This window comes from Neorhizobium tunisiense (assembly GCF_039631515.1).
Taxonomy (GTDB): domain Bacteria; phylum Pseudomonadota; class Alphaproteobacteria; order Rhizobiales; family Rhizobiaceae; genus Neorhizobium.
In genome coordinates this window covers 158,938-179,259 of sequence record NZ_JBDIUU010000001.1, presented here as the reverse complement: position 1 = coordinate 179,259, position 20,322 = coordinate 158,938, and the positions used below count along the sequence as shown (strand labels likewise).

Sequence of the window (20,322 nt, the reverse complement as noted above, 5' to 3'; positions counted from 1 at the left end):
GCGAAGCAACAAAAACGGTATCAATATCAGTCGAATGTCCGGAGTGATCGCCGGATGTCGTCAAAGTCAATACGCTGCGTCGCCCTGAAAAACCTCGAAGAAGGTAGGCCCGCGGTGAACGAGGGGGTTCAGTGACGTTATCCGAGGGTCCGGCGACCGTTCCGCTTCTGTCGGTTCGAGGTTTGACCAAGCTTTTCGGCAGCTTCGCGGCTTGCAACGCGATCGATTTGGATATCGCTCCCGGTGAAATTCACGCATTGCTCGGTGAAAACGGCGCCGGCAAATCGACGCTCGTGAAAATGCTCTTCGGCGTGCTGCAACCGAGCGCCGGCCAGATCCTCTGGCAAGGCGCACCGGTGACGATCGCCTCGCCGGGCGAGGCCCGCCGGCTCGGCATCGGCATGGTCTTCCAGCATTTCTCGCTGTTCGAGGCGCTGACGGTCGCGGAGAACATTGCGCTGTCGCTCGACCCGAAGATTTCCCTTGCCAGGATCTCGGACGAAGCGGCGTCGCTTTCCAAGGCATATGGCCTGCCGCTTGATCCCCAGGCGCATGTGGCGGACCTCTCCGTCGGCGAACGCCAGCGCATCGAGATCGTCCGGGCGCTGCTTCAGAATCCCAAGCTGATCATCCTCGACGAGCCGACGTCTGTCTTGACACCCCAGGAAGCCGACCGGCTGTTCGAGACGCTGTTCAAGCTGAAGGCCGAGGGGCGGTCGGTTCTCTATATCAGCCACAGGCTGGAGGAAGTGCGCCGCATCTGCGATCGTGCCACGGTCTTGCGCCATGGCAGGGTCACCGGCGCCTGCGACCCCAAACAGGAAACCCCAGCCTCGCTCGCCCGCATGATGGTCGGCTCCGACGTCGCCGAAGTCCATCGGGACAATGCGGCAGCACTCGGCGATATCTGCGTCGAGGTCAGCAATCTTTCGGTTCCGGCGCGCACGCCCTTTGCCGTATCGCTCAAGAACATCACCATGAAGGTCCGCGCCGGAGAGGTGCTGGCGATCGCCGGCGTTGCGGGCAATGGCCAGGGCGAACTCTTCGATGCGCTCTCGGGAGAATATCCGGTCGCCGAAGACGAGGCGATCCGCATCCGCGGCAAGGCGGTCGGCCGCACCGGCATCAACGGCCGCCGCCTGCTTGGCGCCGGGTTCGTGCCGGAAGAGCGCCATGGACATGCCGCCGTTTCCGCCATGGCGCTTTCGGACAATCTCCTGCTCGCCCGCAGCCAGTCGGACAAGAAGGCCTTCCTGTCCGGCGGCGCCTTTTCCGTCATCCGCTTCGATGCGATCCGCTCCGCCACCCGCCGCATCTGCGAGGCGATGGATGTCCGCAAGAGCGGCGAGAATCCGCAGGCAGGCTCGCTCTCGGGCGGCAATCTCCAGAAGTTCATCGTCGGGCGCGAGCTGGACCGGCAGCCCTCCGTGCTCATCGTCAACCAGCCGACCTGGGGCGTCGATGCCGGTGCCGCAAGCCGCATTCGCCAGGCGCTGATCGATCTTGCAAGGTCCGGCTCGGCGGTTGTGGTGATCAGCCAGGATCTCGACGAGATTTTCGAGGTGGCGACGAATATCGCCGTGATCTCGGAAGGCCGTCTCTCCGAGGCCTATCCGGCCGGCACGCTGACGCTGGAACGCATCGGTCTGCTGATGGGCGGCGTCCATGAAAGCCACTCTGTTGCGGAGGCGGCGCATGCGCATTGAGCTCCAGAAGCGCGCCCGCGTCTCGACGCTTTTTTCGGTCCTGTCGCCGCTGCTGGCGCTGGCGCTGACACTCGTCTTCGGCGCCATCATGTTCTGGCTGCTCGGGAAGAACCCGGTGAGCGCTCTCTACAGTTTCTTCGTCGAGCCGCTGCTGGAAGTCTGGTCGCTGCACGAGCTGGCGATCAAGGCGGCACCCCTTATTCTGATCGCGGTCGGCCTGTCGGTCTGCTACCGGTCCAACAACTGGAATATCGGTGCCGAAGGCCAGTTCACCATCGGCGCGATCACCGGCTCGATCCTGCCGGTGATGTATCCCACCTGGCACTCGCCGCTCATCCTGCCGCTGATGCTGATCCTTGGCATGGTGGGCGGCGCGCTTTACGCCGGCATCCCGGCGCTCCTGAAGACCCGTTTCAACACCAACGAGATTCTGACCAGCCTGATGCTGGTCTATATTGCCCAACTCTATCTCGACTGGTTGGTGCGCGGTCCCTGGCGCGATCCGCAGGGCAATAATTTCCCGATCACCAAGACGTTTCAGATCGAAGCCGTCGTGCCGGAAATTCTGTCCTCGTCCGGCCGCGCCCACTGGGCGTTCATCTTCGCGATCGTAGCTGCCGTGGCGCTCTGGTTCATGATGCGCTTCATGCTGAAGGGCTTCGAGGTCTCGGTACTCGGCCAATCGGAACGGGCAGGGCGTTTCGCGGGCTTCTCCGCCCGCCGCATGGTCTGGTTCTCGATGCTGCTCTCGGGCGCACTTGCCGGGCTTGCCGGCATTTCCGAAGTTTCCGGCTCGATCGGCCACGTCCAGCCGGTCATCTCGCCCGGTTATGGCTTCACCGCGATCATCGTTGCCTTCCTCGGGCGCCTCAATCCGCTCGGAATCATCGCCTCCGGCCTTGTGCTGGCGCTGACCTATCTCGGCGGCGAGGCGGCGCAGCTGTCGATCGGCATTTCGGACAAGGTCAGCCGCGTCTTCCAGGGGCTGCTGCTCTTCTTCGTGCTCTCCTGCGATACGCTGATCCACTACAGGATCCGGCTGATCTTTGCGGGCACGAAAACAGCGGAGGTAAGGGGCTGATGTTCGAGGCCATCCTTCTCACCGTCATCACCGCATCGACCCCGCTGGTCGTCGCCGCGCTCGGCGAACTGGTGACCGAGCGCTCCGGCGTCCTGAACCTCGGCGTCGAGGGCATGATGATCATGGGCGCTGCCTGCGCCTTCGTGGCAGCGCAGCTGACAGGCTCCCCTTATATCGGCATCCTCGCCGGCATTTTGGGGGGCGGGGTCTTTTCGCTACTCTTCGGTTTCCTGACGCTGACGCTGGTGGCCAACCAGGTCGCGACCGGCCTTGCGCTCACCATCCTCGGTCTCGGGCTTTCCGGCCAGATCGGCGAGGCCTTCGTCGGACAGCCGGGCATCAAGCTGCAGCCGATCGTCTTTCCGTTCCTTTCGGACATCCCGTTTTTCGGTCGCGTCCTCTTTCGCCAGGACCTGATCTTCTACGTATCGATCGCGCTTGTCGTCGGCATCAGCTGGTTCCTGTTCAGGAGCCGGACCGGACTGAAGCTGCGGGCGATCGGCGACAGCCATGCCTCCGCCCATGCGCTCGGCATCAACGTCATCCGCACCCGTTACCTGGCGGTCATGTTCGGCGGCGCCTGTGCCGGACTTGCCGGCGCTCAGCTTTCGCTCGTCTACACGCCGCAATGGGTGGAGAACATGTCGGCCGGCCGTGGCTGGATCGCGCTGGCGCTCGTCGTCTTCGCCTCCTGGCGGCCATGGCGGGTCCTGGCCGGCGGGTACCTGTTCGGCGCCGTCGGGATCGGCCAGCTGCACGCGCAGATCGTGGCGCAGAACCTCGGCATCGTCATCCCGTCGCAGTTCCTGTCCGCACTTCCTTATGCGGCGACTATTGTGGTGCTGATCATCATTTCGCATAATCGTCGCACGACGCTCATCAATACGCCGGCCGCGCTCGGGAAACCCTTTGTCCCGGACCGGTGACCGCGGAACCAAAAACAAAACGTCTTCAAGCCAATAGAGGTTAGGAAATGAAGAAGCTGATTATCGCCCTTGCCGCATCGGCCGCCCTGATGGGCGGTTTTTCGACCGGCGCCGAGGCCCAGGAGAAGAAGAAGGTCTGTTTCATCTACGTCGGTTCGAAGACGGATGGTGGCTGGACCCAGGCGCATGACCTCGGTCGCCAGCAGCTCGACAAGGCACTTGGCGCCAAGGTCGAAACGCCCTTCCTCGAAAACGTGCCGGAAGGCCCGGATGCAGAACGCGCCATCGAGCGCATGGCCCGTTCCGGCTGCTCGCTGGTCTTCACCACGTCCTTCGGCTTCATGGATGCCACGGTCAAGGTCGCTGCGAAATTCCCAGATGTGAAGTTCGAGCATGCGACCGGCTTCAAGGCTGGGCCGAACCTTGCGACCTACAATTCGCGCTTTTACGAAGGCCGCTATATCCAGGGCCAGATCGCCGCGAAAATGTCGAAGAAGGGCGTCGCCGGCTACATCGCCTCCTTCCCGATCCCGGAAGTGGTGATGGGCATCAACGCTTTCGAACTCGGCGCCAAGTCGATCAACCCGAACTTCAAGCTGAAGGTCGTCTGGGCCAATACCTGGTTCGACCCCGGCAAGGAAGCCGATGCCGCCAAGGCGCTGATCGACCAGGGCGTCGATATCCTGACCCAGCACACCGATACCACCGCTCCGATGCAGGTCGCCGCCGAGCGCGGCATCCTCGCCTTCGGCCAGGCTTCCGACATGATCGCTGCGGGTCCGAAGACGCAGCTGACCGCGATCGTCGATACCTGGGGCGCCTACTACATCAAACGCGCCAAGGCGCTGCTCGACGGTACCTGGAAGTCCGAGCAGATTTGGGACGGCCTGAAGGATGGCATCCTGACCATGGCGCCCTATACCAACATGCCGGACGACGTGAAGGCCATGGCGGAAGAGACCGAAGCCAAGATCAAATCGGGCGAACTGCATCCGTTCACCGGCCCGATCAACAAGCAGGACGGCACGGCGTGGCTGGCCGCCGGCGAAAAGGCTCAGGACGGTGTCCTGCTCGGCATGAATTTCTACATCGAGGGCGTGGACGACAAGCTGCCGAAGTGAAGCGAAGCGGCCGGCGCAGCCGAGGAAGCGATCAAGGAATCGCCTCGAACGCCGAGCGCCGGCATCTCAGCGCCGGCAATGGTCGGCATAGCAAGAAAGGGCGGTCCGCGGACCGCCCTTTCTGTTTCGACGTTTTTTATTTCAGGCTGCCAGCGAGGCGATGTCGATGACGAAGCGGTAGCGCACGTCACTCTTGATGACGCGCTCGTAGGCTTCGTTGATATCCTGGATGTTGATCGTCTCGATTTCCGAAACGATGTTGTGTTCGCCGCAGAAATCCAGCATTTCCTGGGTTTCCTTGATCGAGCCGATCATCGAGCCCGAAAGGCTCTTGCGGCCGCCGATGACCGAGAAGGCATGGACCGGGACCGCATGTTCCGGAACCCCGACCAGCACCATCGAGCCGTCGAATTTCAGAAGGCCGAGATAGGCGTTCCAGTCGATCGTCGTACCGACCGTGCAGATGATCAGGTCGAACGTGCCGGCGAGCTTGGTGAAGGTCTCGGCATCGCTGGTGGCGTAATAATCCTTGGCGCCGAGCTTCAGGCCATCTTCCTTCTTCGACAGCGTCTGGCTGAGCACGGTGATATCTGCGCCCATGGCCGCACCGAGCTTGACGCCCATATGGCCGAGGCCGCCCATGCCGACGATCGCGACCTTCATGCCGGGTCCGGCCTTCCAGTGGCGCAGCGGCGAGTAGAGCGTGATGCCGGCGCAAAGCAGCGGGGCGCCGGCGTCGAGCGGAATATTGTCCGGGAAGGAGAGGACATAACCTTCCTTGACGACGATCTGATCCGAATACCCGCCATAGGTCGGCGTCGTGCCATCGGCCTCGACGTCGTTGTAGGTTTGGACCAGGCCTGGCAGGAAGTGTTCATAATCGAGATCGCGGGTAGCGCAGCCGACGCAGGAATTGACAAAGCAGCCGACGCCGACGCGGTCGCCGACCTTGAACTTGGTGACCTTGGAACCGACGGCCGAAACGACGCCGGCCACTTCATGGCCCGGCACCATCGGAAAGCGCGAATTGCCCCATTCGTTGCGGGCCTGGTGGATGTCCGAATGGCAGACGCCGCAATACTGCACCGAGATGACGACATCGTCGTCGTTCGGTTCGCGGCGCTCGAAGGTGAAGGGCGTCAACGGTTTCGACGCGTCGGTAGCGGCATAGCCTCTTGCAATAGCCATGGTAAGCTCCATTCATCTGTTGGGTTGGGAGGGAAATTGGACGGGCGGACTATGCCTCCCGGCCGCGCAACAGCGTTAGAGCGATCCTGCTAGGTTTTTGCACGATCCTGCAAAAGTGATGGCCGGCCTGTTGGCTCGGAGGCTGAATTCGGCTTAGGAAAAGTAATCACTCGCCGATCCCGGAGGCACCATGACACTGCCCTTCAATCCCTACTACGAGGCCGCCTCGATTGCCGCACGGCACGTTCAGAAGGACGGGGAGGTGTTTACGCCCATCGGAAACCTCGTGCTCGGGCGGCGGTCGGTCCCGACCGCACCGCTCTATATGGATTACCGGCCCTGCATCTGCCTGGTTCTGCAAGGCACCAAGAGCGTCAGGCTTGGGGACGAGACGATCGCATATGGCGTCGGCGATTGTCTTATCACCTCTATCGAATTGCCGGTGACATCGCGCGTCACGGTCGCAAGCCCGGACATGCCGCATCTGTGTTTCGCCCTCGCCATCGATCCGGAAAGGCTTTCGGCGCTCCTGGAGCGGGTCGAGGTTCCGCGGCCGGGTTCCGACACCGGCGCGATGCGCGGCATCGTCTCCAATGTCGCACCGCCCGAACTGCTCGACGCGGCGACGCGTCTGCTTCGCCTCCTCGACCGGCCGGCGGATATTGCGGCGATGGCGCCGCTCATCGAGGAGGAAATCCTCTATCGGGTCCTTTCCGGCCCGGACGGCGCGCGCCTTCTGCATATCGCGACATCCGAAAGCCGCAGCAATCGCATCGCTCGCGCCGTCGCCTGGCTGCGCGCGAATTTCCACCGGACGCTGCGGATCGAGGACCTGGCGGACCATGTGGGCATGAGCCCGTCTTCGCTGCACCATCATTTCAAGTCGGTGACGGCGATGACGCCGGTGCAGTTCCAGAAGAAGCTGCGCCTGCACGAGGCGCGACGGCTGATGCTGCTGGAGGGGCTGGATGTCGGCAGCGCCGGCCACCGGGTCGGCTATCAGAGCCCGTCGCAGTTCAGCCGCGAATACAGCCGGCTCTACGGCGTGTCACCGCTGCGTGACGTGGATGCGATCCTTGCTGCTGCGGAATGAAGAGATCCGAGAGGCCTGCGATCAGCCTGGGAACTTCAGGGCCTTGTCGTTGCGGCACTGGGCAAGCTTGAGCTGCTTGAACGAATAGATTCTGGTGATCTGCCCGTTGTCGTCCGTATCGACCTTCATGCAGGCGCAGGCGTAACCATAGCTGCCGTTCGTCTTGACGTAGTCGCGTTCGGAAATATCCGGAATGAGGTCCATGCCTTCCGGTTCATCCTCGCTTCCCTGAGTGCGGATCGTCCAGGTATCCTCCGCATCGTCCAGCCACCAGTTGCCCGGTGTCGGGTTCTGGATCCAGCCGCAGCGGTTTTCGGCGGCTTGGGCCATAGCCGGAAGGGCGAGAAGAGCGAAGGCTGCAAAGGCGCAGTGTACCCGGTTCATGAATCCTCCCCTGATCGTTCGGGCGATTGCATCGCGTCTGAGAAGATCTAGCCTAAAATCCTTCATCCTTGATGACCGACCGTCGAAAAACAGGCTTGACGGCAGCGGCGGATGCTTTATACGGGCAGAACCGTACCGTACGGTACGCAAAAGGATTTGAGAACGTGAGAGCCGATACCACCGACATGCCCGAATTTTCGCCGCGCCAGAACGCCGTTCTGGAACAGGCGCTTCGGCTGCTCGTGGAAGGCGGCGAGAAGGCACTGACCACCTCCGGTCTTGCCCGGGCCGCCAATTGCTCCAAGGAAAGCCTCTACAAGTGGTTTGGCGATCGCGAAGGCCTGCTGGCGGCGATGATTGCCCATCAGGCGAGCAAGGTGCGCACGTTCGAGCGCTCCGGCGAACGGCTGACCGCCGATCTCCTGCGTGACCACCTCGAACTTTTTGCCCGCGATCTGCTGCAAGTTCTGGCCGGCGACGTTTCACTGGCGCTGAACCGGCTGGCGATCGGCCAGGCGACCCGGGAAGGATCGAAGCTCGGCAAGCTTCTGCTCGAACACGGCCGCCGCCAGATCGACCGCCGTGCCATGGCGCTGATCGACCAGGGAAAAAGGGCAGGGCTGCTGCGCTTCGACAATGCGGACGCCGCCTATCACACGCTTTACGGCCTGATCGTGTCCGACCTGCATGTCCGCATGCTGCTCGGCGAGCCCGGCCTCAAGGACAATGCGCGCCAGGCGGAGAGGGCGGTAGTTGCCTTTCTCGCGCTGCACGGCACGCAAAAACAATCGGCGGACGCGCGTGGCGTCTCCGCTGGACGATGACAGACATCAACAAACCTCAGCATAGGGAAGGGAAAAACGATGCGCGTTTATTATGATCGGGATGCCGATATCAATCTCATCAAGGCGAAGAACGTCGCCATCATCGGCTACGGTAGCCAGGGTCGTGCGCATGCGCTGAACCTCAAGGACTCGGGCGCCAAGAACGTCGTGATCGCACTCAAGGCCGGTTCCGGGACCATCAAGAAGGCCGAAGCCGACGGCTTCAAGGTGATGACCGTCGCCGAAGCCGCCAAGTGGGCCGACCTGATGATGATGGCGACCCCGGACGAGCTTCAGGCCGACATCTACAAGGCCGAGATTGCCGGCAACATCCGCGACGGCGCAGCGATCGCCTTCGCGCACGGTCTCAACATCCATTTCGGCCTCATCGAGCCGAAAGCTTCCGTCGACGTCGTGATGATCGCGCCGAAGGGCCCGGGCCATACGGTTCGCGGCGAATACCAGAAGGGCGGCGGCGTTCCCTGCCTGGTTGCCGTTCACCAGAACGCTTCCGGCAACGCGCTTGAACTCGCGCTCTCCTACGCCTGCGGCGTCGGCGGCGGCCGTTCAGGCATCATCGAAACCAACTTCCGCGAAGAGTGCGAAACCGATCTCTTCGGCGAACAGGTCGTTCTTTGCGGCGGTCTCGTCGAGCTGATCCGCGCCGGTTTCGAAACCCTGACCGAAGCCGGTTACGCACCGGAAATGGCCTATTTCGAATGCCTGCACGAAGTGAAGCTGATCGTCGACCTGATCTACGAAGGCGGCATCGCCAACATGAACTACTCGATCTCCAACACGGCCGAGTGGGGCGAATACGTCACCGGTCCGCGTATCATCACTGAAGAAACCAAGGCCGAGATGAAGCGTGTCCTCAAGGACATCCAGACCGGCAAGTTCACCTCGGACTGGATGCAGGAATACCGCGCCGGCGGCTCGCGCTTCAAGGGCATCCGCCGCATGAACGACAGCCACCAGATCGAGGAAGTCGGCGCCAAGCTGCGCGGCATGATGCCCTGGATCGGCAAGAACAAGCTGGTCGACAAGAGCGTCAACTAAGCCCCAAATATTCGGCGAAATGAAAAAGGCTCGGGCGGATTCCCGAGCCTTTTTTTAGATATGCTGTGTTTGTCGGACTTAATTGGTGTGGCCGACTTTTATCCATCGAACATCGATATCAAGTTTCCGGGGGGATCACGCCCTTGGTGAGGAGGAAGCAGCCGTAGAAGCGAGTTTCCCCGGTTGCGATGACGCAATAGGCCTTCTTTGCCTCTTCGTAGAAGGCAAAACGCTCGATGCCGTACATTGGCGCCGATTTTCCTTCGACGGCGTCGATCTCAGCCTGAACTTCCTGTTGAATGAGGGGAATTTCCTCAGGCTTCCCCATGACTTCCATCCGGCCGACGGAAGGCTGAAGAGGCGTGTCGAGGGGCAGTACCGATAGGATTGCGCGCATCGCCCGTGCCGCGGAGATGTTGTCCGTCCTCAGCAGTTTGCCGAGCATCGTCTGCCGGGCCACCGCATCGGCTGGAAAATTGGTGTCGACGAGCGCCAGGGTATCGCCGTGGCCCATGGAGCGCAGGGCATGAAGCACGTCGGCATTTAATATCGGATCGATGTTCTTGAGCATATTTTCCTCCTCGGGCGCACTGCGTCGCTTCGTGCCGAACCTGTCTTTTCTTCGGTCTTCTGGCAAGCCTGTCCGGGTGGTGCTAAACAAAGGAAAATCAGAAAAAAACACGATAGGTCAGCCTTGCTGACCTATCGATCTTTGTGTAAAGATGACGCATACAAAATTGAAATAAGAGGAAACATCCCGTGCTTGATTGGGAACAGATCTTTGCGACGCGCTCCAGCCGCATGCGCGCCTCTGAAATCCGCGAACTGCTGAAGCTGCTCGACCAGCCCGATATCATCTCTTTCGCAGGCGGCATTCCGGATCCGGCGCTGTTTCCGGATGTGGCCTTCAAGGAAGCCTATTCGGACATTTTTTCCGGCCCGCAGGTGAACGCGGCACTGCAATATTCCGTCAGCGAAGGTTACAAGCCGCTGCGCGAGTGGATCGCCAAGGACGTTGCCAAGATCGGCATCGACTGCACGCCCGACAACGTTTTCATCACGTCGGGCTCGCAGCAGGCGCTCGATTACCTCGGCAAGCTGTTCCTGTCGCCGAACGACACGGCGCTGGTTACCTGGCCGACCTATCTCGGCGCGCTGTCGGCCTTTAATGCCTATGAGCCGAATTACGACCAGCTGTCGTTGAACGGCAATCGCACGCCGGAGGCCTATCGCGACACCGCGGCAAAGGCCGGCGGCAGCGTCAAGTTCGCCTACCTGTCTGCGGATTTCTCCAATCCGACCGGCGAGACGATCGACTTGGCGGCCCGCGAAAAACTGCTGGCACTTGCCGACGAACTCGATATCGCGATCCTCGAGGACGCCGCCTATCAGCATCTGCGCTATGACGGCGAGGCCATTCCGCCGATCATGGCGCTCGATATTGCCCGCAGGGGCGGCATCGAAAACACCCGCACGATCTACAGCGGCAGTTTCTCGAAGACGCTGGCACCGGGCCTGCGCGTCGGCTTCGTGGTCGCGGCGATGCCGGTCATCCGCAAGCTGGTGCTGATGAAGCAGGCGGCCGACCTGCATTCCTCGACGATCAACCAGATCGCCATCGAACATGTCGCCTCGCGCGGTTTCGACGCCCAGGTCGCCAAGATCAGGGCCGTCTACAGCAAGCGCCGAGATGCGATGCTTTCGGCACTCGACAAATACATGCCGAAGAACACGACGTGGACCCGCCCGGAAGGCGGCATGTTCGTGTGGGTGACACTGCCGGAAGGCATGGACGGCGCCGAACTGCTGGCGAAATCGATTGCTACCGAAAAGGTCGCCTTCGTTCCGGGCAAGGCGTTCTATGCGGACGGCAGCAATGCCAATACGCTGCGCATGAGCTTCTCCTGCGCCGACGAGGCGATGATCGACGAGGGTATCAAGCGGCTCGGCCGCCTGATCTCCAACGCGATCCGCGCTGCGGCCTGATCATCAAGACATTCGAGCGTAAAAAAGCCTGCCGCAGAACGGCAGGCTTTTTTGTTGGTATATAGGCTTTCCGCTGTCCGGCTAGTCGGCAGCCAGCACGATAAGCATGTCGCCCTCGGCATAGGTGGTCTTCTCGGAGCGAGGCGGATTGACGACCACGCCGCCGAGATTTCTGGTATCGGCATCGCCCGGCCGCTGGCGGCGGTGGCCGATGGCGATCTCGCCGCGGCGAAGGGCAGCGAGGGCCACGGTGAAGAAGTTCACCGGCTTCGAGATATCCACATAGTCGCCCATCGGCCGCATGTAGATTTCGGAACCGGCCTCATCCAGAAGCTCGTCGAAGATAGCCGCCATCGATTCGTTTTCGGAGGCCTGGGCGAGCATCAGGCTGACCAGCTTGTTGCTGACGACGAAATCCTCGGCGCGGGTGACTTCCGCAAGCTCGCGGTTACGCACGTCGATCATCTCGCTGACCACGCTGATATGCTTGCCGGCCGTCTCGCCGATCTTGCGAAGCTGCAAAAGGGTGATCAGCGTGCGCGTATCGGCCGATTGCGCCATCATGCTGTCGCTGTAGCCGAGAACCAGGACATGGTCGTAGGACGGGATATCGAGTGCGTCGAGCGCCGAGCGGCTGCTGGTGTCGATCACTCGATGATCGACGGCGAGCCGTGCCTTGTCGAGTTTAAGTGCTGCGATTTCGTCTTCGAATTCCGGCGTGTCGGCCGCGATCGTCAGCCGCGAGCCGGGCGCCACGTAGCGCACAAGTTCGGACGCAATGATCGGGCCGCGGCGGTTCCAGCCGAGGATCAGCGTACGCTCCGCGGTCTTGGTTCGCTTGACGATAGCCTTGATGGCGTTCTTGTCGATGCCCATGTCGCCGGACCAGGTTTTGATCGCACCATCGTCTTCGGCGATGATGACCGCGCGGTCGCTGGCGACGATCACCTGGTTGGGGTTGGGGTTGAGATGAATGGCGCCGTCCTTGTCGCAGAGGCCGATCAGCGTGCTGTTCTCGTAGGCGAGCACCGCATTGCCGAAGGATTTTCCGACGAGGCCGGGCTGTTCGAGCGTGTAGATCTCGCAGCCGTCGAAATCGAGCAGTTCGGAATAGACCGCGCTCAGGCCCGCCTGCCGGCTGGTATGGACGACGATGCGGGCAATCAGGTCGTCGGCGAGCACCAGCTGCATTTCGCCGCCGCCGACGATCCTTGCCACTTCGGCATTGTCTGCGTTGCGGATTTCCGCAGCGATCATGTATTTCTCCGGCCGTCGGTTGGGATCGTTGACCAGCGCAAGCACCGTCTTGATTACCTGAGGATCCGCGTCCTCACCTTCCGGTGACAGGACGATGATCGACCGCGAGGTCTGCGGGTTGACGATGCCGAGATCGTAGAGATCGGTCGGGTCGCCGCTGCGGCAGATGATCTTGGTATTCTTACGGTCAGTCACCTTGGTGGCGATCTCGTCTTCCATCTCCACCTTGTCCTTGTTCGCCATGATGACGATACGCGGATTGCGGCGGCTCTGGTTGGCGATGACGAGTTCCGAGATGACATCGAAGATCGAAGGCGACCAGTTGAGGATGATCGTGTGTTCGGTTTCGAGCACCCGCGAGCGGCCCTTGCGCAGCTCGTCGAGCTTTTCCTCGAGGCCGGACGAGATGACGCCGATCAACGCGGAGAAGACGAAGATGCCGGCGAGCGTGACCAGCAGCATGATGATGCGGAAGCTCCAGCCCTGGTCGGCGCCCATCGTACCGGCATCGAAGGTGCGCATCAGCGATTCCCACGTGCCTTCGATGAAGCCGAGCGACTCGGCGCCTTCCGGAGCGATGCCGGTTACGGCGAGTATCGCGCCGGCGATCACGATGACGATCAGCGATATCAGCGCCAGCCAGCCGATCAGCGCGATCGCGCCGCCCGCCATGCTCTTGTCGAACCCATAGCGCAATCGTGCGCCCCAGTTGTCCCGGTTTTTCATTCTGTGCCCCCGAAAATATACCCTGGAGCACGAGATGGCAGGATTAGGTTGCGAAACAATTGAAGTCGAGGGGTCGGCGGCGCCACCGTGAGGGAATGATCGGATAACAGTAAATTTAGTCTTCGTATTTCGGCGGCCGCTGGTAAAACACGCCGGAAGATCGGCGTTGCCCTCCAGTCTGTCACATGGCTGTCAAGCAGGAATGCTTATCGTCCGCAGCTTTTGTTCGAACAGGGACGCTCCGATGAAGAACCTTCTCTCCGCTTTCACAGCCCTCGTGGCCTTCGGCATGATTGCCGGCACCGCCGAGGCCGCCGATCTCGTGCTCTATACCAGCCAGCCGAACGAGGACGCGCAGGCGACCGTCGACGGTTTCAAGGCCGCCAATCCGGGGCTCGACGTGCAGTGGGTGCGTGACGGGACACCGCAGATCATGGCCAAGCTCAATGCCGAGATCCAGGCCGGCAATCCGGCCGCCGACGTTCTCCTGATCGCCGACACGGTGACGCTCGAACGGATGAAGCAGGCAGGCCAGCTGATGGCCTACAAGTCGCCGGAAGCCGCCAATTACGACAAGGCACTCTACGACGCCGACGGTTTCTATTATTCGACCAAGCTAATCACCACCGGCATCGTCTACAACACCCAGGCGGCGATGAAGCCGACCAGCTGGGCGGACCTTGCCAAGCCGGAAGCCAAAGGCCTCGTCACCATGCCGAGCCCGCTCGCCTCGGGTGCGGCCCTCATCCACGCACAGACGCTCTCCGGCGTCCCCGGCCTCGGCTGGGACTATTACAAGAACCTCAAGGCAAACGGCGCGATGGCAGCCGGCGGCAACGGCGCGATCCTGAAGTCCGTCGCTTCCGGCGAGAAGGCCTACGGCTTCGTCGTCGATTACCTGCCGATCCGCGAAAAGGCGAAAGGTGCGCCCGTCGAGTTCGTCTTCCCGAAGGAAGGCGTATCCGCCGTCACCGAGCCGGCAGCGATCCTTGCTTCCACCAAACACGCGGAAAATGCCAGGAAGTTCATCGACTACGTGCTTTCCCAGAAGGGCCAGGAAGGCTTCCTGAAGCTCGGTTACATTCCGGCCCGCAACGGCATGGCCGTACCGGCCGGCTTCCCGGCGCGCGAGACGATCAAGGTCCTGCCGATCAATCCCGCCGAGGCGCTCAAGAACTCCGAGAAGGACGTCAAGGGTTTCGCGGATATCTTCGGCATCAAAGGCTGATATAAGCGCCTCATGATGCGACCTCAGAATCGGGGAAACAGCCAGCCACGCTGGCTGTTTCCTTTTGTCGTAACCGTGATCTTCTGCCTGAGCGTGCTGCCGCTCGGCCGGCTCGCCGCGACCGGAATCATGTCCGCCTTTCGGGGTGGGGCGAGCGAACTTCTGTCCGATCCGGGCCTGTGGCGATCGGTCTATGACACGTTGTCCACCTCGTTCTTCGGCATGATCGCCGCCGTCGTCCTGGGGGGCGGCTTTGCGTTGCTGCTGACGCTGTTTGACATCCGTGGCAAGGCTCTCCTCGGTTTCCTGTTCATGCTGCCGACGATGATCCCGCCGCAGGTGACGGCACTTGCCTGGATCGGCATGACCGGGCCTTCGAGCGCGCTGCTGAAGGCGATCGGGCTGGCGCCGCCGCTCGGTTCACCGCAGCCGCTCTATTCGATCGGCGGCATCGCGCTGCTCTACGGCGCGCAGAATGCTGCGCTCGTCTACCTGTCGCTCCGGGCCGGGCTTCTGGCGCTGCCGCGCGATGCGGTGGAGGCGGCGAGGCTTTCCGGCGCATCCTCCTTTCAGGTGCTGAAAGATGTCATTCTGCCTTTGTCGCTGCCGGGTCTCGCGGCGGGCGCGGCAATCGCCTTCGTTTCCTGCGTCGGCAATTTCGGCATTCCGGCGATCCTAGGCATCCCGGCCGGGATCTATACACTGCCGACCCTGATCTATTCGAAATTCGCGGCTTTTGGTCCCCGCACGTTCGCCGATATCTCGGTCCTGTCCGGCCTGATTGCGATCCTGTCGGTGATCGGCCTGATGGTCGAGGCACGGGTACTGCGCGGCCGCGACTATCGCGTCATCGGCCTGTCGGGGCAGGTCGCCGTCTTTCGGCTCGGCGCGTGGCGCTGGCTTGCCGAGCTCCTGCTCTGGCTGACGATCTTCCTGATCCTCGCCATGCCGCTGATCGCGCTCGTCGCAAGTTCGCTGGCGCCGGCTTACGGCGTGCCGCTCAGCCCCGCGACCGTCACTATCAAGGCCTATGAGGAAATCCTGTTCCGCCAGGCGGCGACCCGCATCGCTTTCACCAATTCCCTCTCGCTGTCGCTTGCCACCGCCTTCGGTCTCCTGGTGGTGACGGTGCTGACCGGCTATTTCCTGGTACGCAGCAAGAGCCGCTTTGTGGGCCTCATTTCGGCGCTCGCGGAAATCCCCTATGCGCTGCCGGGCATCGTGCTGGCTGTCGCCTTCATCCTGCTGTTCGCCGCCCCCATTCCGGTGATCAGCATCTCGATCTACGGGACGATCTGGATCATCCTGATCGCCTATTTCTCGAGTTTCTTCGCCGTCAGCCTCAAGCCCGTGGTCAGCGCCTTCCGCCAGCTCGATCCTTCGCTCGAGGAGGCGGCGCGGCTTTCCGGAGCGGGTTTTGCGCGCCGGCTTGCCGATATCGTCGTGCCCCTGGTGGCGCCGGCGGCGGGCGCCTCGGTGATCCTCGTATTCCTGATCGCCTGCAACGAACTGACAGTCTCGGCGCTCCTCTGGTCGGCAGGCACGCAGACGCTCGGCGTGCTGATCTACAATCTCGATGACAGCGGCAGTTTCAACATCGCCGCCGCGCTCTCCGTCCTCGTGGTCATCATGGTGATCGCGATGATGGTGGTGCTGGAGTTGATGGCGAAACGTCTGCCGAAAGGTGTGGTCCCGTGGCGAAGCTGATCCTCAACCGTCTCTCCAAGACATTCGATCTGGGTGGCCGGGCGGCCGTCAACGACGTGTCGCTCACCGTGCGCGAAGGCGGTTTCCTGGCGTTGCTCGGACCTTCCGGCTGCGGCAAGACGACGGTGCTCCGGATGATCGCCGGCTTCGAACAGCCGAGTGACGGTTCGATCCTGCTCGGCGAGCGGGTGCTCGCGGATGCGAGCGAGATGGTGGCCCCCGAACACCGCAACATGGCGATGGTTTTCCAGTCCTATGCGCTCTGGCCCCATATGAGTGTCGCGGAAAATGTCGGCTATCCCCTGAAGGTGCGTGGCATTTCGGGCGAGAAGCGGGACCGCAAGGTGAGGGAGGCGCTTGCCGCCGTCCACCTCGAAACTTATGCGGACCGCCGCCCCGCCGATCTCTCCGGCGGCCAGCGCCAGCGCGTGGCGCTGGCCCGCTGCCTCGTTACCGAGCCGGACGTGGTGCTGCTCGACGAACCGCTCGCCAATCTCGACCGGCACCTGCGCCAGGAGATGGAAGAGACGTTCCGGGAGTTTCACGCCCGGTCTGGCGCGACGATGATTTATGTCACCCATGACCAGGCGGAAGCGATGGCGCTTGCGACCGACGTTGCCGTGATGTCCGAGGGTAAGCTGCTGCAGGTGGCGACGCCGGAGGAGATCTATGCGCGCCCGGAGGGCCGGCTGGTCGGCGGTCTCGTCGGGCAGGGGGCGATCCTCTCGCTTCCATCACCGTTCGGTGACAGGCGGCTTTTCGACTGGCCCGCCATGCAGGACATCCTCGCCGGGCCAGCACAGGAAGCGCGTGCCGATATCCTCGTCCGTCCGCAGGACGTCGAAATTGCGGCGGAAGGACAGGTGGCCACCGTTCTCTCGGTGCTGTTCGAGGGCGAGCGTTATGCGCTGCGTCTCGCTCTGCCGGACGGACAGGCATTGCGTGCTTTCAGCCGCCAGCCGGTCAAGGTCGGCGATCGTCTGTCGATCGTGATCCGCGCGGCCTGGAGATTGTAGCCAGGCGTTCCCATGGTTATGGTACTGGCGAGAAAAGGAATCCCTCCCATGTCGCTGCGTCTCGGCACCTTCAACATCGAAAACCTGATGACGCGCTTCGATTTCTCCGGCTGGCGCAATCAGCTCCGGCAGGACCGCGTGCTGCGGCTCTACGACGTGCAGGACAAGGCGGTCTATCAGCAGCTCGAACAGGCCCGGATGATCGCCGAGACCGACGACACGCGGCAGCTTTCGGCGCTGGCGATCGCGGAGGCGGACGCCGACATCCTGTGCCTCCAGGAGGTCGACAGCATGCCGGCGCTGCAGGCCTTCGAATACGGCTATCTCTACCGCATGGTCGGCAACGGCTACCGCCAGAAATTCCTGGTCGAGGGCAATGATTCGCGCGGCATCGACGTCGCCGTGCTGATGCGCGAGGAGACCCGCAGCGGCGAGAAAATCGAGGTGCAGGACGTGCGCAGCCACGCCATGCTGACTTATCAGGACCTCGGCCTCTTCAACGACGAACTGGCACTCAGCAACCAGGCGCATGACAAGATCTTCAAGCGCGACTGCCTCGAACTGGAGCTGACGATCGGGGGCAAGCCATTCTCGCTGTTCGTCGTGCACTTCAAATCCATGGGCAATGCCCGCGACGGCCAGGATGGCCGTACCGGCACGATGGCGATCCGCATGGCGGAGGCGAAAGCGGTGCGCCAGATCGTTGAGCGCCGTTTCGGCGAGGGGCGAACGGCGGACAAGAACTTCGCCATCTGCGGCGACATGAACGATTATCAGGAAAAGGTGCAGGTGATCGGCACCCGCCGCGAGGGATACCGGTTCGAGCCGCGGCGCGAAGAGGTGAGTGCGCTGAACGTCTTCACCGACGACGACTTCGTGGTGAACCCGACGACGCGTCGGGATGTGATGGATCGCTGGACGCTTTACCATGCGCGCGGTCCGGAGGAGCAGCATCTTTGCCAGCTCGATTATATCTGGCTGTCGCCGACGCTCGCCGAGCACAACGCCGATAGCGTGCCGGAAATCATTCGCGGCGGCCAACCCTATCGCACCGTCTTTCCGCCGGGACAGGAAGTCGAACGGTTTCCGCGCATCGGCTGGGACCGGCCGAAGGCATCGGACCATTGCCCCGTCGTGATGTCGCTGGAGCTTCGATGACCATCCAGGCGATCAGCGGCTGGCCCGCCGAAAATACCGTCTTCGAGGTCGAGGCTTTCGATCTTTCGGTCCTTCCCGGAGCGCATCCCATCTATCTCGCGCATCGGGACGAGATCGAGGAGAACTGGGTGCGCGAAGCGGCGGCCAATCCGTATCTGTTCAACGGCCAGATGGTGCTGCAGAACAGGCTTTCGTTTCGGGACGGCGTGATCATCGGCGAGGCGCATGTCATCCCCTATTCGACGCTTTTATGGTGGCGGAGACAGCCCGATCCGACCGGCGCCTTTCACCTCTTCGGCTTCGCCGTGCCCGTCTCGTCCGATGGGGCGATCATAGCCGTCCGGATGAGCGAAAGGACCGCCAATCCTGGCCAGGTCTATTGCGCCGCCGGTTCGCTTGATCTCCAGGACATCGTCGACGGCAAGCTGGATCTCGAGGCCAACATGCACCGCGAAGTGCGGGAAGAAACCGGCCTCGATCTCGCCGAGGCAAAGGCGGACCGGCAGCTCTTCGCCAGCTATAGCGGGCACCGGGTCGTCGGCTTCCGCTTCTATCGATTCGACCTTACGGCGCAGGAGATGCTGGCGCGCATTGCCGAGCATATGGTGCACGACGAGGAACAGGAGATTGCCGGAGCCGTGGCGATCCGCTCTGCCGATCGCGGCGCCCATCCCTACAGCCCGTTGATGTTCCCGATTCTCGACCTGTTTTTCGGCCAGCCGATGCGCTGAACAGGGTTGCTTTGAGCCGACCGGTCGGGCAGTTTGGCGCCATCGAAATAAGGGGAGGTGTGGTTGGCCCGTCGCTACAGCATCTATGACGTCTTCACCGACAGACGACTTGCCGGCAATCCGCTGGCGGTGATTCTCGACGGAGACGACCTTGCCGACGACGAAATGCAGGCGATCGCCAGGGAGATGAATCTCTCCGAGACGGTGTTCGTTCAGCCTTCCGCGAATACAGCCTATGCAGCCCGTCTGCGCATTTTCACACCGGGCCGGGAATTGCCTTTTGCAGGGCATCCAACCGTTGGAACGGCGGTGGCGCTCGCCGAACTCAATCATGGCTCGGGGCAGGGGGGCGGGCAGCCGGACATGGATCTCGTCTGCGTGCTGGAGGAAAATGTCGGCCCTGTGCGCTGCGCCGTGCGGCTTCGTGCCGGCGAGGCGGGATTTGCCGAATTCGACCTGCCGAGAAAGCCGGTGCAGATCGAGCTTCCGCTCGACCGGCAGGGGCTCGCCGATGCGTTGAGCGTAAAATCCACGGATATCGGCTTCGAGAATCATGCCGCCTCCATCTGGAGCGCCGGCGTGCCGTTCCTGATGATTCCGCTGCACAATCTGGCGACGGTGCAGAATCTCGAATTCGACACGGCTTTGTGGGAAAAGGCAGCGCCGTTCGTCGAGGGTTCGCTTGCGTCGGCTTACGTCTATTGCCGCAGCGGCGTGAACCATCAGGCGAAATTCCATGCCCGGATGTTCTCGCCGGACATGGGGATTTCCGAGGATCCGGCCACGGGCGCTGCTGTTGCCGCACTCTCCGGCGCGATCCGGCATTTCGATGCACTCCCGGACGGCCATCACCCGGTGCTGGTGGAGCAGGGGGTGGAGATGGGGCGGCCGTCCTTGATCCATCTGCATATCGACGTGAAGGAGGGAGAGATCGCCAGGGCGCGCATTGGCGGCCAGGCAATCAAGGTCGCGGAAGGCACGCTCTATCTTTGAATTTCGCTGTCGTGTCGAAGGTTGCGATATTGTGACGCACTAAGACCTTGAAGTTTTTCGCTTTCCCGCAGTTTGTTGAGCTGTGGCGACGGTTCTTCAGACGTAAAATCCGCCCCGACGGATTTTTTGCCCGGTCGG

General features: G+C 62.1%; 18 protein-coding genes. 14 read left to right on the top strand and 4 right to left on the bottom strand.

The annotated features are described in order from the left end of the window. Positions 1-131 precede the first annotated feature (131 nt). Genes ABCW43_RS01015 through ABCW43_RS01000 form a run of 4 tightly spaced genes read left to right on the top strand, consistent with a single transcriptional unit; the run spans position 132 to position 4,834 of the window. Complete coding sequence (locus ABCW43_RS01015) at positions 132-1,706, top strand: ABC transporter ATP-binding protein (RefSeq protein WP_345921732.1); 1,575 nt, start codon at positions 132-134, stop codon at positions 1,704-1,706. After that, the gene (locus ABCW43_RS01010) at positions 1,696-2,787 is read left to right on the top strand and encodes an ABC transporter permease (RefSeq protein WP_345921731.1); all 1,092 of its coding nucleotides are present in this window, start codon (positions 1,696-1,698) and stop codon (positions 2,785-2,787) included. Before ABCW43_RS01015 ends, ABCW43_RS01010 begins: the two co-directional genes overlap by 11 nt. Beyond that, positions 2,787-3,713, top strand: a complete 927-nt coding sequence (locus ABCW43_RS01005; protein WP_345921730.1) for an ABC transporter permease — start codon at positions 2,787-2,789, stop codon at positions 3,711-3,713. The genes ABCW43_RS01010 and ABCW43_RS01005 overlap by 1 nt, the downstream gene beginning before the upstream one ends. A gap of 47 nt (positions 3,714-3,760) precedes the next feature. Then, positions 3,761-4,834 carry a BMP family ABC transporter substrate-binding protein gene (locus tag ABCW43_RS01000; RefSeq protein WP_345921729.1) on the top strand — a complete coding sequence of 358 codons (1,074 nt, stop codon included), beginning with the start codon at positions 3,761-3,763 and terminating at the stop codon, positions 4,832-4,834. 141 nt (positions 4,835-4,975) lie between these two features. Here the strand turns inward: ABCW43_RS01000 and ABCW43_RS00995 are convergent, their stop codons facing one another. Beyond that, positions 4,976-6,022: an NAD(P)-dependent alcohol dehydrogenase gene (locus tag ABCW43_RS00995; protein WP_345921728.1), complete on the bottom strand. Its 1,047-nt coding sequence runs from the start codon at positions 6,020-6,022 to the stop codon at positions 4,976-4,978. Between the two features lie 190 nt (positions 6,023-6,212). Here ABCW43_RS00995 and ABCW43_RS00990 point away from each other — a divergent pair, with 190 nt between their 5' ends. Beyond that, a complete protein-coding gene (locus ABCW43_RS00990) occupies positions 6,213-7,115 on the top strand; it encodes an AraC family transcriptional regulator (RefSeq protein WP_345921727.1) in 903 nt (300 codons plus the stop codon). A 21-nt stretch (positions 7,116-7,136) separates the two neighbouring features. Here ABCW43_RS00990 and ABCW43_RS00985 read toward each other — a convergent pair whose 3' ends face one another. After that, the gene (locus ABCW43_RS00985; protein WP_345921726.1) at positions 7,137-7,499 is read right to left on the bottom strand and encodes a DUF4087 domain-containing protein; all 363 of its coding nucleotides are present in this window, start codon (positions 7,497-7,499) and stop codon (positions 7,137-7,139) included. A gap of 185 nt (positions 7,500-7,684) precedes the next feature. On the opposite strand from ABCW43_RS00985, the gene ABCW43_RS00980 reads away from it, so the two are divergent. Next, a complete protein-coding gene (locus ABCW43_RS00980) occupies positions 7,685-8,323 on the top strand; it encodes a TetR/AcrR family transcriptional regulator (RefSeq protein ID WP_345923281.1) in 639 nt (212 codons plus the stop codon). Positions 8,324-8,362: 39 nt separating this feature from the next. Beyond that, positions 8,363-9,382 carry a ketol-acid reductoisomerase gene (gene ilvC / locus ABCW43_RS00975; RefSeq protein ID WP_345921725.1) on the top strand — a complete coding sequence of 340 codons (1,020 nt, stop codon included), beginning with the start codon at positions 8,363-8,365 and terminating at the stop codon, positions 9,380-9,382. Between the two features lie 118 nt (positions 9,383-9,500). On the opposite strand, the gene ABCW43_RS00970 is transcribed toward ilvC, so the two are convergent. Continuing rightward, on the bottom strand, positions 9,501-9,953 hold the full coding sequence (locus tag ABCW43_RS00970) for an RbsD/FucU family protein (RefSeq protein ID WP_345923279.1): 453 nt from the start codon (positions 9,951-9,953) through the stop codon (positions 9,501-9,503). A gap of 188 nt (positions 9,954-10,141) precedes the next feature. Between ABCW43_RS00970 and ABCW43_RS00965 the strand changes: the two genes are divergently transcribed. Then, positions 10,142-11,368 carry an aminotransferase-like domain-containing protein gene (locus ABCW43_RS00965; RefSeq protein WP_345921724.1) on the top strand — a complete coding sequence of 409 codons (1,227 nt, stop codon included), beginning with the start codon at positions 10,142-10,144 and terminating at the stop codon, positions 11,366-11,368. Positions 11,369-11,449: 81 nt separating this feature from the next. Here ABCW43_RS00965 and ABCW43_RS00960 read toward each other — a convergent pair whose 3' ends face one another. Next, positions 11,450-13,351, bottom strand: a complete 1,902-nt coding sequence (locus ABCW43_RS00960; protein WP_345921723.1) for a CASTOR/POLLUX-related putative ion channel — start codon at positions 13,349-13,351, stop codon at positions 11,450-11,452. 244 nt (positions 13,352-13,595) lie between these two features. Here ABCW43_RS00960 and ABCW43_RS00955 point away from each other — a divergent pair, with 244 nt between their 5' ends. The 6 genes from ABCW43_RS00955 to ABCW43_RS00930 all read left to right on the top strand — a co-directional run bounded on the left by ABCW43_RS00955 (position 13,596) and on the right by ABCW43_RS00930 (position 20,184). Further along, positions 13,596-14,579 carry an ABC transporter substrate-binding protein gene (locus ABCW43_RS00955; RefSeq protein ID WP_345921722.1) on the top strand — a complete coding sequence of 328 codons (984 nt, stop codon included), beginning with the start codon at positions 13,596-13,598 and terminating at the stop codon, positions 14,577-14,579. 12 nt (positions 14,580-14,591) lie between these two features. Then, on the top strand, positions 14,592-16,286 hold the full coding sequence (locus ABCW43_RS00950) for an ABC transporter permease (RefSeq protein ID WP_345921721.1): 1,695 nt from the start codon (positions 14,592-14,594) through the stop codon (positions 16,284-16,286). Further along, positions 16,274-17,302 (top strand): ABC transporter ATP-binding protein, encoded by a 1,029-nt coding sequence (locus ABCW43_RS00945; RefSeq protein ID WP_345921720.1) that lies wholly within the window; start codon positions 16,274-16,276, stop codon positions 17,300-17,302. The genes ABCW43_RS00950 and ABCW43_RS00945 overlap by 13 nt, the downstream gene beginning before the upstream one ends. Positions 17,303-17,350: 48 nt before the next feature. Continuing rightward, on the top strand, positions 17,351-18,460 hold the full coding sequence (locus ABCW43_RS00940; RefSeq protein ID WP_345921719.1) for an endonuclease/exonuclease/phosphatase family protein: 1,110 nt from the start codon (positions 17,351-17,353) through the stop codon (positions 18,458-18,460). Beyond that, positions 18,457-19,191 carry an NUDIX hydrolase gene (locus tag ABCW43_RS00935; protein ID WP_345921718.1) on the top strand — a complete coding sequence of 245 codons (735 nt, stop codon included), beginning with the start codon at positions 18,457-18,459 and terminating at the stop codon, positions 19,189-19,191. Before ABCW43_RS00940 ends, ABCW43_RS00935 begins: the two co-directional genes overlap by 4 nt. Before the next feature lie 63 nt (positions 19,192-19,254). Beyond that, positions 19,255-20,184 carry a PhzF family protein gene (locus ABCW43_RS00930; RefSeq protein ID WP_345921717.1) on the top strand — a complete coding sequence of 310 codons (930 nt, stop codon included), beginning with the start codon at positions 19,255-19,257 and terminating at the stop codon, positions 20,182-20,184. Positions 20,185-20,322: the final 138 nt, after the last annotated feature.

Bases quoted from the DNA above. Each gene is read 5' to 3' on its own strand.
- ABCW43_RS01010 (WP_345921731.1), top strand. From the start codon at position 1,696: ATGCGCATTGAGCTCCAGAAGCGCGCCCGCGTCTCGACGCTTTTTTCG.
- ABCW43_RS01005 (WP_345921730.1), top strand. From the start codon at position 2,787: ATGTTCGAGGCCATCCTTCTCACCGTCATCACCGCATCGACCCCGCTG.
- ABCW43_RS01000 (WP_345921729.1), top strand. From the start codon at position 3,761: ATGAAGAAGCTGATTATCGCCCTTGCCGCATCGGCCGCCCTGATGGGC.
- ABCW43_RS00995 (WP_345921728.1), bottom strand. From the start codon at position 6,022: ATGGCTATTGCAAGAGGCTATGCCGCTACCGACGCGTCGAAACCGTTG.
- ABCW43_RS00990 (WP_345921727.1), top strand. From the start codon at position 6,213: ATGACACTGCCCTTCAATCCCTACTACGAGGCCGCCTCGATTGCCGCA.
- ABCW43_RS00985 (WP_345921726.1), bottom strand. From the start codon at position 7,499: ATGAACCGGGTACACTGCGCCTTTGCAGCCTTCGCTCTTCTCGCCCTT.
- ABCW43_RS00980 (WP_345923281.1), top strand. From the start codon at position 7,685: ATGCCCGAATTTTCGCCGCGCCAGAACGCCGTTCTGGAACAGGCGCTT.
- ilvC (WP_345921725.1), top strand. From the start codon at position 8,363: ATGCGCGTTTATTATGATCGGGATGCCGATATCAATCTCATCAAGGCG.
- ABCW43_RS00970 (WP_345923279.1), bottom strand. From the start codon at position 9,953: ATGCTCAAGAACATCGATCCGATATTAAATGCCGACGTGCTTCATGCC.
- ABCW43_RS00960 (WP_345921723.1), bottom strand. From the start codon at position 13,351: ATGAAAAACCGGGACAACTGGGGCGCACGATTGCGCTATGGGTTCGAC.
- ABCW43_RS00955 (WP_345921722.1), top strand. From the start codon at position 13,596: ATGAAGAACCTTCTCTCCGCTTTCACAGCCCTCGTGGCCTTCGGCATG.
- ABCW43_RS00950 (WP_345921721.1), top strand. From the start codon at position 14,592: ATGATGCGACCTCAGAATCGGGGAAACAGCCAGCCACGCTGGCTGTTT.
- ABCW43_RS00940 (WP_345921719.1), top strand. From the start codon at position 17,351: ATGTCGCTGCGTCTCGGCACCTTCAACATCGAAAACCTGATGACGCGC.
- ABCW43_RS00935 (WP_345921718.1), top strand. From the start codon at position 18,457: ATGACCATCCAGGCGATCAGCGGCTGGCCCGCCGAAAATACCGTCTTC.